Source organism: Pseudodesulfovibrio sp. S3 (genome assembly GCF_004025585.1).
Taxonomy (GTDB): Bacteria; Desulfobacterota; Desulfovibrionia; order Desulfovibrionales; family Desulfovibrionaceae; genus Pseudodesulfovibrio.
Genome location: NZ_QTZO01000001.1, coordinates 174,997 through 188,019, shown reverse-complemented (window position 1 = coordinate 188,019; position 13,023 = coordinate 174,997). Strand labels below are relative to the sequence as shown.

Annotated in this window: 13 protein-coding genes; 12 read left to right on the top strand and 1 reads right to left on the bottom strand. The window is 56.4% G+C overall.

What is annotated here, in order from left to right:
- Nucleotides 1-46: 46 nt before the first annotated feature.
- The 12 genes from fliD (at nucleotide 47) to DWB63_RS00920 (ending at nucleotide 12,135) form a co-directional block, all read left to right on the top strand.
- On the top strand, nucleotides 47-1,738 hold the full coding sequence (gene fliD, locus DWB63_RS00975) for a flagellar filament capping protein FliD (protein WP_128326932.1): 1,692 nt from the start codon (nucleotides 47-49) through the stop codon (nucleotides 1,736-1,738).
- Between the two features lie 10 nt (nucleotides 1,739-1,748).
- Nucleotides 1,749-2,357 carry a flagellar export chaperone FliS gene (fliS, locus tag DWB63_RS00970; RefSeq protein WP_128326931.1) on the top strand — a complete coding sequence of 203 codons (609 nt, stop codon included), beginning with the start codon at nucleotides 1,749-1,751 and terminating at the stop codon, nucleotides 2,355-2,357.
- A gap of 84 nt (nucleotides 2,358-2,441) precedes the next feature.
- Nucleotides 2,442-3,515: a glycosyltransferase family 4 protein gene (locus DWB63_RS00965; protein WP_128326930.1), complete on the top strand. Its 1,074-nt coding sequence runs from the start codon at nucleotides 2,442-2,444 to the stop codon at nucleotides 3,513-3,515.
- The gene (locus DWB63_RS00960; protein ID WP_128326929.1) at nucleotides 3,512-4,720 is read left to right on the top strand and encodes a glycosyl transferase family 2; all 1,209 of its coding nucleotides are present in this window, start codon (nucleotides 3,512-3,514) and stop codon (nucleotides 4,718-4,720) included. Before DWB63_RS00965 ends, DWB63_RS00960 begins: the two co-directional genes overlap by 4 nt.
- A 91-nt stretch (nucleotides 4,721-4,811) precedes the next feature.
- Nucleotides 4,812-5,912 (top strand): YIP1 family protein, encoded by a 1,101-nt coding sequence (locus tag DWB63_RS00955; RefSeq protein ID WP_164879735.1) that lies wholly within the window; start codon nucleotides 4,812-4,814, stop codon nucleotides 5,910-5,912.
- A gap of 9 nt (nucleotides 5,913-5,921) precedes the next feature.
- Nucleotides 5,922-6,260 carry a hypothetical protein gene (locus DWB63_RS00950; protein WP_128326927.1) on the top strand — a complete coding sequence of 113 codons (339 nt, stop codon included), beginning with the start codon at nucleotides 5,922-5,924 and terminating at the stop codon, nucleotides 6,258-6,260.
- Between the two features lie 104 nt (nucleotides 6,261-6,364).
- On the top strand, nucleotides 6,365-7,456 hold the full coding sequence (locus DWB63_RS00945; protein ID WP_128326926.1) for an OmpA family protein: 1,092 nt from the start codon (nucleotides 6,365-6,367) through the stop codon (nucleotides 7,454-7,456).
- Nucleotides 7,457-7,608: 152 nt separating this feature from the next.
- Nucleotides 7,609-8,802 carry a 12,18-didecarboxysiroheme deacetylase gene (ahbC, locus tag DWB63_RS00940; protein ID WP_128326925.1) on the top strand — a complete coding sequence of 398 codons (1,194 nt, stop codon included), beginning with the start codon at nucleotides 7,609-7,611 and terminating at the stop codon, nucleotides 8,800-8,802.
- A gap of 193 nt (nucleotides 8,803-8,995) precedes the next feature.
- Nucleotides 8,996-9,976, top strand: a complete 981-nt coding sequence (hemB, locus tag DWB63_RS00935) for a porphobilinogen synthase (protein ID WP_128326924.1) — start codon at nucleotides 8,996-8,998, stop codon at nucleotides 9,974-9,976.
- 1 nt (nucleotide 9,977) lies between these two features.
- Complete coding sequence (gene ahbD / locus DWB63_RS00930) at nucleotides 9,978-11,129, top strand: heme b synthase (RefSeq protein ID WP_128326923.1); 1,152 nt, start codon at nucleotides 9,978-9,980, stop codon at nucleotides 11,127-11,129.
- Nucleotides 11,130-11,342: 213 nt separating this feature from the next.
- Nucleotides 11,343-11,792 carry an AsnC family transcriptional regulator gene (locus DWB63_RS00925; protein ID WP_128326922.1) on the top strand — a complete coding sequence of 150 codons (450 nt, stop codon included), beginning with the start codon at nucleotides 11,343-11,345 and terminating at the stop codon, nucleotides 11,790-11,792.
- 16 nt (nucleotides 11,793-11,808) lie between these two features.
- On the top strand, nucleotides 11,809-12,135 hold the full coding sequence (locus DWB63_RS00920; protein WP_128326921.1) for a hypothetical protein: 327 nt from the start codon (nucleotides 11,809-11,811) through the stop codon (nucleotides 12,133-12,135).
- 49 nt (nucleotides 12,136-12,184) lie between these two features.
- On the opposite strand, the gene DWB63_RS00915 is transcribed toward DWB63_RS00920, so the two are convergent.
- Nucleotides 12,185-12,988 carry a transporter substrate-binding domain-containing protein gene (locus DWB63_RS00915; RefSeq protein WP_164879734.1) on the bottom strand — a complete coding sequence of 268 codons (804 nt, stop codon included), beginning with the start codon at nucleotides 12,986-12,988 and terminating at the stop codon, nucleotides 12,185-12,187.
- Nucleotides 12,989-13,023 lie beyond the last annotated feature (35 nt).

Below are 13,023 nucleotides of genomic sequence, written 5' to 3'. Positions count from 1 at the left end.
CAGCATCTAATGAATTGGGAAAAATCTTCCGATTAAGGATGGAGTCATGGCAGAGTATACATCGGGTGCAATCAATTTTACCGGCCTGGGCAACGGGACCGACTTCAATACGCTTATCGAAGGTCTCGTCAAGGTAGAGCAGACCCGTGTCACGCGGCTGGAAAACTGGAAGGCCACCTGGGAGACCAAGAACGAACAGTTCAAGGCCCTCAACACGGCCATGCTCGGCCTCAAGACCACGCTGGAAGGATTCAACACACTCAACGAATTCATGACCAAGGCCGTTTCCAGTTCCAAAACCGACTTGCTCACTGCCACCGGCAATGCCGATGCGCTCGAATCAACCCATACGGTCGAGATCAATCAGCTGGCCACCAACGACATCCTGATCACCACATCCGGTGCAAGTTCCCTGACGTCATCCATCACTTCGTCCACCACCTCTTTTACATTTTCCTATGGCGGCAAAAGCTATACCATCAACGACATCTCAGCAGGGACCACCCTGGAGGGATTCGTCAATATCATCAACAATCATACGGATTCCCGCAACCGCATCCAGGCATCGACGGTCTTTGACGGCACCTCCTACCATCTTCAGCTCTCGGGCAAGGATCTGGGCGCCGACCATCAACTGGTCATCTCCAATGCCGGTTCCCTCATCTTCGGCGCAGGCGACTTCACCCAAACCCAGGATGCCCAGAATTCACAGATCCGCGTTGATGGTTTCCCGGCTTCGAATGCAGGATGGATAGAACGTAACTCCAACAAAGTGGACGATGTCATCTCGGGCATCACGCTCAACCTGAAGGAAGCCGACCCTGGTTCCTTGATAAGCCTGACCGTGACCACAGACACCCAGGGCATCGAGGACAACGTCACGAAATTCGTCTCCTCGATCAATGAAATCCGCGCCAGGATCATCGCCCTGACCAAAGTTGACGACGAGGGAGAAGGTTCCATCCTGACCGGCAACTATGGTGTCGACATGGTGTCCCAGAACCTGAAAAACATCACGGCCGAATTAGGCCTCGGCTTCTCGGTCTGGGACGATGACACCTTGAGCGGAGACAGGTATTCCGCCTTGTCACAATTGGGTATCATGACCGATGCCGAACAGGGGTCTGAAACATACGGACTGCTGATCCTCGATTACGAGAAGCTCGAAGAAGCCCTGGACGACGACCCTTTGGGCGTGGCCAAACTTTTTGCGGCCGAAGCCTCCGGCGAAAGCAAATCACCCGATTTCAAATTCAACTCTCTCATCGACGGAACCACCAAGGGTGGAATCTACGATGTCGAAGTGGTCAGCGACGGCACCAAACTCATCAGCGCCACCATCAACGGAGAGGACGCCAAGGTCTCCGGCTGGTCAATTACCGGGCTGACCGGTGACGCAACCGGTATGGCCCTGGAGCTGAACACCACTGCCGCCGGAACCTATACGGGAGAAATTGCGGTCAAGGTCGGTAAAACCGGCGAGATGATCCAGGAATTAAAGGAATTGACCAAGCCTTTCAATGAATTTACCTATGAAGGCGGTCCCTTAGCGGTCTTGCAAAACAATTACAAAGAGATCATGGACTCCATTGATGACAAGATCGCATACGAAGAAAAGCGAATCAGCAAATTGGAAACAAACCTACGACTGAAATACTCTCGCCTGGATACACTGCTTGGCCAGTACCAACTCAAGCAGGGACAACTCGAATCAGCGTTAGCGCAGCTTTCAACTTAAGGAGAGATTGATGGCCAATCCAGCAAAGGCATACCTTGCGACCCAGGTTGAAACCACAACTCAGGGGGAACTCCTCCTCATGCTCTATGAGGCTGCAATCAAATTCCTCAAGCAAGCCAAGGTCGAAATCGACAACAAGGATTTCGCCAAAAAAGGTATTTATATATCCAAGGCAATGGCGATCATCCATGAGTTGTCCGAAAGCCTGAACAAGGAAAAGGGCGGCGACATTACTCCCAGACTCGGCCAATTGTACCTGTTCTGCACTACCCAACTGGTCAAGGCGAACATCAGACTGGACAACAAGATGATCGACGACGTCATCAGGATTCTGGATGGACTGCGTTCCGCCTACGCCCAGGTCGTGCCCACGCACGACGGCAAGGCAGCACCTGCCGCCAGTCCGAAAAGCGTTACTCCCCCGACCGTGCCGGCCCCAATCCCCCTACAGACACAATACAAGGCCAATGTTCCGACAAGCGGAGGCCCCAATCAGGCAGACAAGCCCGATCCCCGGCAGGTCCCGCCGACAGTCCAAAACCCGCCGATCCAGCCCAAGTCTGCGGCCAACGCCGCCAAGTTCCGGGCCGCCAACGCGTATACCAACGCCAACAGGTGATGACCGGCCCGAAGGGGCCGGTTTTCTTTCCAATGCTCTGCTCCGGTCATTTACAACGACTCCGGCTTATGTCACCTTTCGCTCATGGTCGATTCCCCTGTCCGCGTACTTCACGTGACCAATGCACTCAGCCTCGGCGGCACGGAAAAGGTGATGCAACTCTTCGTCGCCAATCTCGACCGAACCCGATTCACCCCCGCAGTCTACAGCCCCAAGGACGGCATTCGCGCACGACATATCCGGGCACTGGGCATTTCCACCTTTATTGAACCGTACCTCCAACTTGCCCTCGAACAATTCCGACCGCACATCGTGCATCTGCACCGGGCCGGATGGCCAGATCCGGACATGCTCATCCCCCTGAAGCGGACCGGAGTGCCCATCGTTGTGGAGACCAACGTGTTCGGCAGGCATGACCCCAGCCATGCGGCCTCGATCATCGATCACACGCTTTTCGTCTCCCATTTCTGTATGGAACGATTCGCCAAGACTACAGGCATCACTCCACACCCTGCCCGCCATTCGGTCCTCTACAATCCTGTGGACACGGATTTTTTCATGGCGGCAGCGTGCTCCGAACGGGACTTTAGCCGCCCTGTGGCAGGGCGCATCTCGCGAGCGGACACGGGCAAATGGTCCCGCATGGCCCTGGATTTCCTTCCCGGAGTCGTCCGCGACATCCCGGATTTCAAATACCACATCATCGGAGCCATTCCCGAAGCTCTGGATTATGTCCGAAACAACAATCTTTCCGCTAACGTTATTTTTCACGATCCGGTAGAAACAGACCGGGAAATCGCCACCTTTCTGGACAACGTCTCTGTCCTGGCACATGCCAACGACACGGGAGAATCCTTCGGACTGGTCATTGCCGAGGCCATGGCCTGCGGGTTACCTGTGATAACCCACCCCTGCGAGGGGCTCCGGGACAACGCCCAGTTGGAACTGGTGGACCATGACGCCACAGGGCTGGTGGCAAAGACCGCCGAAGAATACGGCCAAGCTCTGAAATATCTTTTTTCCCATCCGAAAGAGGCCCGCCGAATGGGACTGGCCGGACAGGAAAAGGCCCGCAGACTCTACCGGGCCCAGACCGTCGCCCGTCAACTCGAAGCCGTATACCAGGAACTTCTCGACCGCAAAGGAATCGCCACATGAATACCCGATTGATCCGGGAGTACACCGCTGCCGTCCTCGATTTCGACTTCAAAGACAGCACGGTTTCCCCACCCCCTCCCGAAAGCACGGATGACATAGCCGCCTTCACGGACCGAACCCTGCGCATCATGGAAAAAAGCCATACGCAAACCCTGGTCCTGTTCGGTTTGGGCAATGGCGATCACGCCTTGGCCCTTAAAGCGGGATTACCGGAATCGGCCCGCCTCCTGGTGTGTGAAACCGAACCGGCTGACGCAAGAAACTTTCGGGCAAAACATCCCTCCTGGAACGACGCGTCATCAAGGGCCGCCATCATCACCGACTCCTCCCTGTGGGCACAACTCTACCTGCTCTCTATAACCGGGGTCAGCCAGGAGATGACCACCATGGTGCTCAACCCGTCGATCCCCGAGCACAAGCGAAAACAATACCAGGCGCTGCAACGGCTTTTCGTGAACGCCAAACCACACCAGGCCATCAACAGCTCTTACCTGAGCCACGTGGGCGTTCAGGCCCCGGACCTTTCCGTAGGCGTCATCCTCAGCCCGGACGAACCAAACCTCGACCAATTCTTCGCCCAGTTTCCGGACTGGGTAAAAGAGGTCGTGGTGGTCTGGGACTCCGAGACCGTGCCTGACCAGGAATATACCTGTGCCGTCCCGGTCCTCAACTTTGCACACCCCCTGGAGGACTTCGCTTCCCAGCGCAACAGGATGCTTGATGAATGTTCCGGCCAATGGGTGCTCTATCTGGACGGCGACGAGATGTTCAGCGAGGACATCTGGGGACTGCTCACCGCCTGTATGCTCGTGAAACGGCTTGAAGCATGCTACTTCCCGCGCATGACCTTCTATCCCGACGAGTCCCGGTGCAAGGTGGGGTACGGTTTGTGGCCCGACCTCCAACTCCGGCTTTTCCGCAACCGGGAATCCGTTCGCTTCACCCGGCCGGTCCATGAACGGCTGACCGGCATCGAAGGGCGTACGGCCCTGATCCTGGACGCACCTATCCTGCACTACAGCAGGCTGCGCAAAAGCCCGGAAACCCTGGCCGCCAAACTCAAACGTTTCGATGCCGCCGGGAGCGACGCCGTCAGCCACGTTCTCAGCGCCGATTATCCCAATATCGAACGCACCCTGATGCCTGAAGCGTCTTTCCTCATGGGCTCCCTGCAAATGCTCCTGCTGGAAGAAAACCCGGCATAAATGTGCAGGTGTTTACAGACAGCTTGATTCTACCGTACAAAATGGATACGACCGTTCATCGATTAACACACATGTCTTTCAAGGAATGACAATGCAGATACTATGTCCTGAGTGCAAATTCGCCCGTGAAGTGGACGAGAACAAGATTCCCGCCCGTTCGCAGGTGGCGACCTGCCCGAAATGCCAGACCAAATTCAAATTCCGGGACCTGCCGGAGCAGGAATTCCTCATCGAAGAACCGGCTGACCCGGCTCCGGCTCCCAAAGTCACGGCCGAGCCCAAACCGGCGCCCCCTGTTGTTCGAAAAGAACCCAAGCAGACCTTTCCCGACCTGACCGACCCCGGCGAAGATTCCGGAGACGCACTCTGGCAGCGGCTTCATACAATGACGCCCCCACAGAACGGACACTCCTCCCCATCTGAACCGCAAAGAAACGAGCACACTCCTTCGTATGAAGAAGAGCAGGCTCCGATCGAAGGCTGGACAGGTGAATTCAACTCGGATTTCCCCGACCCCATGCAGGCCGGAACCTTCGAGGAGGAGGAAGCTTCCGAAATCCCCATGCAGGTGCCGCCGCCCTTTGAACAGCTGGATCGCTACGGTTTCTTCAACGGCCTGTTCATGACCATGAAGCTGGTGTTGCTCTCACCCCGCCTTTTCTTCTCGGTCATGCCCGTGGGCAACGGATTGTCCAAGCCGCTGACCTTCGCCATCCTGGTAGCCATGCTCCAATCCCTGGGTCAATACGCCTGGACTGCTGCGGGCATCTCGCCCGGCATCGACATCACCAACCCGGACCTGGTGGCCACTGCCGCAACCTCTGCCGACGACATTTTCATGCTCCTTTTGCGGCCCGCTGCCGTGGCCTTTGAAATGTTCTTCTTTGCAGGCCTGTTCCATCTCCTGCTGCTGCCCCTGCAATCGGCCAGCAAGGGCTTTGAGGGTACTTTCAGGGTCGTGGCTTACTCCTATACCCCCATCATCATCGGCATCCTGCCCATGCCCCTGGTGGAACTCGTCATCGGAGGACTTGGAGTCGGCGTGGTCTGGTTCCTCATCCTGTGCGCCATAGGACTCAAGTACATTCACGGATCATCCTATCTGAAGACCGCAGGCGTGGTTCTGCTGACCGTCCTGCTCATGGTGGCCGCCACGGCCTCCATGTTCTCGCCCCAACTACCGACAATGTAGAAAACATCCATGTTATTCCGTTGGTTCAAGGATAAAATCGAAGCGTTCCGGGCGCAACGCAAGCTGGCCAGACAGACAGACCCCCGGAATTTCAAGAAGATGGCCGAGGAAATCCGCGACCTGGCTCTGCTCGCTTCTCAACTCAACCCCAGGGAAAAAGACATCCACAAATTGATCCGCAACGTCATGGTGGAGATGGAGAGGCTGTCCGAACTGGCCGACAGGCCGGAGTTCCGCAGACTCTCCACCGGCAAGAAGCTGTTGCTCAGGCAAGGGCTCAAGGAGTCTCGCGAACAGCTTTTGGAATCCATCGAATCCGCTCCATCTCCCACCCATACCCTTCAGTGATTTCTCCGGCATACTAATTGCTTTTACCCCGTAAATACTCCCGGCCCCGTCATGGACTTGGCGGGCAATGCCTGGAGGGGTGCAACCATTAGCCGGTGAACGTCATGAAAAAAGTATTATTCTTCGCGCTCTTACTGACAATATCCGCATGTTCTCATGTGGATCTCTCACTGAACAACCAGACAAAGGTATACTCGGATGCGCCTGTCAGGAAATCGCCACTTCAGGTGTCGGTGTACCCCAAAGGCAAACAGTATCGTCCCCTGACCGCCTATTTCCATCCCTTCGTCATCCAGCAGGAGAGCAGCGACTACGCCTCCCTATCCCAGTCCTTTGCGCAGATTTTCTTCAACGCCTGGACTGAGGAGCAGCTCTTCACGACCATGGAACTGCAACCCGGTGTCCGATACCAGGGGCTTTCCAACGCCCTGGGAACAGCCCGCAGGCGCGGAGCCGATCTGCTCATCCTGGGAAAAATCCCTTATTTCTATGCCGGGCATACCCTGGACGACACGGCCATCACCATCCAGATGGATATCTATGCCGCGGACAGCGGCACCCTTGTCTGGACCATGATGCAGTCCGGCCGCATTGAGAGCAGGGAACCTGACGACTACTTCTATTTCACCCATGAAACCCGCTTGCCCCAAGGCGGGTTCAACAAGATTATCCACGACATTGCCAAGGACATGGCCATCCCGCTCAAGGGTTGGCTGCCCGACCCTAACGCCAAGTTCAACTACGCCATGACACCGGAAGCGGTGAAAAGCACCCTTGCACCCACCGAAGGACAAGACCTTGCACCGGAACCTCCCCCCGCCGTGGAGGGAGAAGCGGTTCGGCCCCTGGTCAAGGGAGTGGACCTGAACATTCTCTTCGACTTTGACAAGGCCACCATCAAGGCGGAGTCCTATCCCATACTGGACGCCCTGGGCGAATCCATGAACTCCGTCGGGCTCAAGGGCAAGAGCATCATCATCGGCGGACACACCGACTCCACCGGTGACGCGCAGTACAACCTCGGCCTTTCCAAGAAACGGGCCGAGTCGGTCAAAACCTATCTGGTCCAAAAATGGAGCATCGATCCGGCCATGATAGAAGCCGTGGGCTACGGCAACTCCCGGCCCGTGAGCAATGGGTCCACGCCGCAGGACATGCAGCGAAACCGCCGGGTTGAGATCAGGCTGGCAAACTAAGACCTGCAATGATTTCTTGACTTTTTGACAACAATTCTTATCTTCCCCAACGGGAGCGCAACAAGGGGCCTTTCCAGGCTCCTTTTTTCGTCTTTTACACTGTGCTCTTTGTATGCTACCTGAGAGCTTCATTTCACCTGAGAGGTATATTAATGATAGGCATTTCCAAACTGTACTGCGGCGCTGTGGAAGCTTCCGACGCCCTGCGTTATAATCGTGAATCCGGACAACTGCCGTCCCACCTGCTCCAATTCTCCAAGGACAAGAAGCCCGTAGTGGTATGGAACATGACCCAACGGTGCAACCTGAAATGTGTCCACTGCTACGCCCACGCCGTTGACCCGAGCGACCACAAGGACCCCATCTCCAATGAGAAGGCCAAGGAGATGATCGACGATCTCGCCCAGTTCGGCGCACCGGTCATGCTCTTTTCCGGCGGTGAACCCCTGGTCCGTGAAGATCTGGTCGATCTGGCCAAACACGCCACCAATAAGGGTATGCGTGCGGTCATTTCCACCAACGGCACGCTCATCACCAAATCCAAGGCAAGGGAGCTGAAAGAAGTCGGCCTCTCCTACGTCGGTATTTCCATCGACGGCAACGAAGAGATCCACGACAAGTTCCGCGGCGTGAAGGGCTCGTACAAACAGGCCCTCAAGGGCGTGGAAAACTGTCAGGCCGAAGGGCTCAAGGTCGGCCTGCGCTTCACCATCAACAAGCGCAACGCCGTGGAGGTGCCCCATCTCTTCGATCTCATCGAAGACCTGGAAGTACCCCGCATCTGTTTCTACCACCTGGTTTACTCCGGACGTGGTTCCGAAATGATCAAGGAAGACCTGAATCATCAGGAAACCCGCGATGTCGTGGATCTGATCATGGACCGCACCCGGGCCCTGTTCGACAAGGGACTTCCCAAGGAAGTCCTGACCGTGGACAACCACGCCGACGGTCCCCATGTCTACTACCGCCTGCTCAAGGAAGACCCGGAACGCGCCAAAGAAGTACTCGAACTGCTCAAGATGAACGAGGGCAACTCCACCGGACGCGGCATCGGCTGTATCTCCTGGGACGGCCAGGTCCACGCGGACCAGTTCATGCGCCACCACACCTTCGGCAACGTGCTGGAACGCCCGTTCTCCGAAATCTGGACCGACCCGAACATCGAATTGCTCCATAAGTTCAAGGACAAGCGTCCGCATGTGGGCGGCCGCTGCGCCAAATGCCGGTTTCTGAACATCTGCGGCGGCAACTTCCGCGCCCGTGCAGAAGCCTACTACGACGATATATGGGCTCAGGACCCGGCCTGCTACCTCACCGACGAAGAAATCACCGGCGAGAAGCTGTAAGAAGAATGCCTCCGGTGGCCGGGGGAAAACCTCTTTCAAGAGGCTTTCCCCCGGACCCCCTTTCCAGAACCTTTTTGCCGCTCGCTTCGCTCGAAGTCGTGCGGCAACGGTTTTTTGCACTTGTTTGCGGGACCTTTGAAAAAGCGTATAGAAGTATTCAAATTCGATTTGAAATTTCTTTCTTGGAGTAAATATGATCCCTGCTGATTTCTATCGTGGCCGTCGTCTCAGATCATCCCTGTCCATGCGTGAACTGGTTCGAGAAAACACGGTCACCGCCAATGATCTGATCATGCCCTATTTCGTGGTCGAAACGGACGATGATTCCTTCAAGAAGGAAATCTCCTCCATGCCCGGCCAGTATCAACTCTCGCTCAAGCAATTGGAAATCAAGGTAGCCGAAGCCATGGACGACGGCCTCAAGGCGTGCATTCTGTTCGGCATTCCCGCCGAAAAGGACGAACGCGGCTCCGGTGCCTATGCCGAAACGGGCATTGTTCAGAAAGCCATCCGGCTGCTCAAGGACAAATGGCCGAACCTCGTCGTCATCGCTGACACCTGTCTGTGCGAATACACCTCACACGGCCACTGCGGAGTCGTCAAGAATGACTACGTGCAGAATGACCCCACCCTGAATCTCCTGGCAAAGGCCGCCGTGGCCCAGGCCAAGGCCGGTGCCGACATGGTCGCCCCGTCCGACATGATGGACGGCCGCGTGGCCGCCATCCGTGCTGCATTGGACAACGCCGGGTTCATCAACACCCCGATCATGTCCTATGCGATCAAGTTCGCGTCCGCCTTCTACGGGCCCTTCCGCGAGGCAGCCGAATCCGCACCGCAGTTCGGCGACCGCAAAACCTATCAGATGGACCCGCCCAACGGGCGCGAAGCCATGCGCGAAGCCGTGGCCGACCTGGAGGAAGGCGCGGACATCCTCATGGTCAAGCCGGGCATGCCCTACCTCGACCTCGTCCGGCAGGTGCGCGACAATTTCGACACACCCGTGGCCGTCTACCAGGTCAGCGGCGAATATTCGATGATCAAGGCCGCCGCCCACAACGGCTGGATCGATGAACAGAATATTGTCATGGAATCTCTGGTCGCCTTCAAGCGCGCCGGGGCTGATCTCATTCTTACATACTTCACCGAAGACGTACTCAAGGTATTGAAATAACATGAATGGACATCCCAAAGGCCATCCCGGCGGACACCCCCACGGCAAGGGCCATCCCGGTGCGGAAAACGCACCCAAGAAGTTTCTCGACGACGGTGTCACTCCCATCTGCCGACTCATCGCATGGGAAGTGACCCGGTCCTGCAACCTGGCCTGCAAGCACTGCCGGGCCGAGGCGCACCCCGAACCCTACGAGGGCGAACTTTCCACGGATGAGGCAAAGGCGCTCATCGACACCTTCCCGAACGTGGGCAGCCCGATCATCATTTTCACCGGCGGCGAGCCCATGATGCGGCACGACGTGTACGAGTTGATCGCCTATGCAAAGGCCAAAGGACTGCGCTGCGTCATGGCCCCCAACGGCACATTGATCACGCCCGAGACCGCACAGATGATGAAGGATGCGGGCATCGAGCGGTGTTCCATCTCCATCGACGCGCCCGAATCAGTCCAACACGACGAGTTCCGGGGCGAGGTCGGCGCGTTCGACGCCTCCATGCGCGGCATCCAGTACCTGAAGGATGTGGGCATCGAATTCCAGATCAACACCACGGTCACCAAGAACAACCTCCACCTGTTCAAGGACATCTTCAACCTGTGCGAGAACATCGGTGCTTCCGCCTGGCACATCTTCCTGCTCGTGCCCACGGGCCGCGCAGTGGAGCTGGGCACCGAGGTCATCACGGCCCAGGAATACGAAGATGTGCTCAACTGGTTCTACGATTTCCGCAAGACCACGGACATGCAGCTCAAGGCCACCTGTGCCCCGCATTATCACCGCATCCTCCGCCAACGCGCCAAGGAAGACGGCACGCCCGTGGACTTCGCCAATTTCGGCCTGGACGCGGTCAGCCGCGGCTGCCTGGGCGGCGTCGGATTCTGTTTCATCTCCCACCGGGGCCAGGTCCAGCCCTGCGGCTATCTGGAACTCGACTGTGGCAACGTCCGCGACATTCCGTTCCCGGATATCTGGAAAAAATCCCCACAATTCCTCAACCTGCGCAACCCCGAAGTATATGACGGCAAGTGCGGGTACTGCGAATACGAAAAGGTCTGCGGCGGCTGTAGAGCCCGCGCCCAGACCATGAATGGCCACTATCTGAAAGAAGAGCCATTGTGCTCGTACACGCCGAAAAAAAAGGCGAAGAAGTAGCCCCTCCGGCCCCCATCCCCAGCTTTTCCCAACTTTTTGGGTCGCTTCGCGGTGAATGGGGAAATGGGTGAGATGAACGTGACTAACGATCGATGATTGAAAAAACATCGCGCTCGTGAACCTTCATTAAAGGCGCGACAAAAAAGTTTTGAAAAGGAGTCCAGAGGGAGAACGGTTTCAAAAGTTTCCCCTCTGGCCACCGGAGGCACTCCAATGGACTCATACGACAAGCAGATCCTCGACATCATCCAATCGCACTTCCCGCTGGCCTCCCGTCCCTATGAAGAGGTCGGCAAGCAGGTGGGCTTGAGCGAGGCCGAAGTGCTGGAACGCGTGCGCGACATGAAGCGGTCCGGCCTGATCAGGCGCATGGGAGCCAACTTCAACTCCAGCACACTGGGCTGGCAGTCCACCTTGTGCGCGGCTTCCGTACCAGAGGACAAGCTTGACAAGTTCGTGGCAGAAGTGAACAAATTTGACGGCGTCACGCACAACTATCTGCGCGAAAACGAATTCAACGTCTGGTTCGCGCTCATCGCCCCGGACATGGACACTGTGGAAGCCATTCTCGCTTCCGTCACCAAATCCACAGGCATCAAGGTGCTGAACCTTCCGGCGGACAAGCTGTTCAAGATCAAGGTCGATTTCAAGATGGATAAATAGGCGACCGGAGGCGATCATGCACCAGATTTTCAAAATCCTTCTGCTCGGATTGGCCGCAGGCATTCTGGACGTCATCCCCATGGCCTTCCAGAGCCTGGACTGGCAGTCCATCGTGGCCGTCCTGGTCCACTGGCTGGGACTGAGCATCATCATTGCCTACGCTCGCATCCCCCTCAGCAACTGGGCTTCGGGAATGCTCATCTCCGGGCTGACCGCCCTGCCCATAGGCATCCTGGTCCACTCCACCAACCCCGGCGGCATTCTCCAGGTCCTGGTCTTCTCCCTGATCCTCGGCGGCCTGCTCGGTTATATGGCAGAACGACTGGTCACCGACCAGCCCTGACACGCTGTCATCGGCAACGGATTCGCTCATAGGGTTGGATAGTCAGACCTCAATTTTCAGAATCCCGGGAAGGAAAATACAGCGCCCTGAGCCGTTCGTACCGACTGGTTCCATTAGCGTCCCGGACTTTCAGCCGGTCCAACCCCGCCTGCAACCGGGCGATATAGTCGTCATCGGTCGCCTTATTAAAACCGAAATACAGACTCATCGACTCAAAAGCATACACCATCGGATACTCGTCCGAGGCCATCCCCTGCTCCCGCATCAACTGTCTGATCGCCAACGGGGCCTGGACAACAAGGTCCACTCTTCCCTCCTCCAACATCCTGAGCTGGGTGACAATACTGCTGAGCAGGACCATGCTTTTGTCGATCCCAGGATACTTGCCGAGCAGAATTTTTACAGGGGCTGTGTTGCGAACCATACCGATCCTGTATTTCTTCAACTCCGCACCATCGACAATGGAAATGCCCCTCATTTTCGGCGCGAACACTCCCATAGCCATCACGTCAATGGGACCAACCCACTTGAATTTATCACGTCTTTCCGGAAACAAGGCGAGGCAAAGAAGCGCCTTACCCGGCAAGGTCTCGACTTCAGTGACGGCCCGGGCCCAGTTGGTCACCTCGATGTTGTCGGGATAAAATGATTCTCCCGCCGCCTGCAAAACATCCCGCAACAAATCCACGGCAAATCCGGTGGGCGGACCATCAGGCCTGAGGATGATGAATGGAGGCAAATTCCCGGCGTAAAAATGTATTCCGTGTGCCTGGACCGGGAAAGGAAAGCCCAGCAAAACAACGCACAGGAATACGAATAGTTTTTGTTTAATTTTTACCCCATATTTTTCCATCGACGTAAAATAGCACATTTTTCATAAAACAAAAA

Bases quoted from the DNA above. Each gene is read 5' to 3' on its own strand.
- DWB63_RS00965 (WP_128326930.1), top strand. From the start codon at position 2,442: ATGGTCGATTCCCCTGTCCGCGTACTTCACGTGACCAATGCACTCAGC.
- DWB63_RS00945 (WP_128326926.1), top strand. From the start codon at position 6,365: ATGAAAAAAGTATTATTCTTCGCGCTCTTACTGACAATATCCGCATGT.
- DWB63_RS00950 (WP_128326927.1), top strand. From the start codon at position 5,922: ATGTTATTCCGTTGGTTCAAGGATAAAATCGAAGCGTTCCGGGCGCAA.
- hemB (WP_128326924.1), top strand. From the start codon at position 8,996: ATGATCCCTGCTGATTTCTATCGTGGCCGTCGTCTCAGATCATCCCTG.
- DWB63_RS00915 (WP_164879734.1), bottom strand. From the start codon at position 12,988: ATGGAAAAATATGGGGTAAAAATTAAACAAAAACTATTCGTATTCCTG.
- ahbD (WP_128326923.1), top strand. From the start codon at position 9,978: ATGAATGGACATCCCAAAGGCCATCCCGGCGGACACCCCCACGGCAAG.
- fliD (WP_128326932.1), top strand. From the start codon at position 47: ATGGCAGAGTATACATCGGGTGCAATCAATTTTACCGGCCTGGGCAAC.
- DWB63_RS00955 (WP_164879735.1), top strand. From the start codon at position 4,812: ATGCAGATACTATGTCCTGAGTGCAAATTCGCCCGTGAAGTGGACGAG.
- DWB63_RS00925 (WP_128326922.1), top strand. From the start codon at position 11,343: ATGGACTCATACGACAAGCAGATCCTCGACATCATCCAATCGCACTTC.
- ahbC (WP_128326925.1), top strand. From the start codon at position 7,609: ATGATAGGCATTTCCAAACTGTACTGCGGCGCTGTGGAAGCTTCCGAC.
- DWB63_RS00960 (WP_128326929.1), top strand. From the start codon at position 3,512: ATGAATACCCGATTGATCCGGGAGTACACCGCTGCCGTCCTCGATTTC.
- DWB63_RS00920 (WP_128326921.1), top strand. From the start codon at position 11,809: ATGCACCAGATTTTCAAAATCCTTCTGCTCGGATTGGCCGCAGGCATT.
- fliS (WP_128326931.1), top strand. From the start codon at position 1,749: ATGGCCAATCCAGCAAAGGCATACCTTGCGACCCAGGTTGAAACCACA.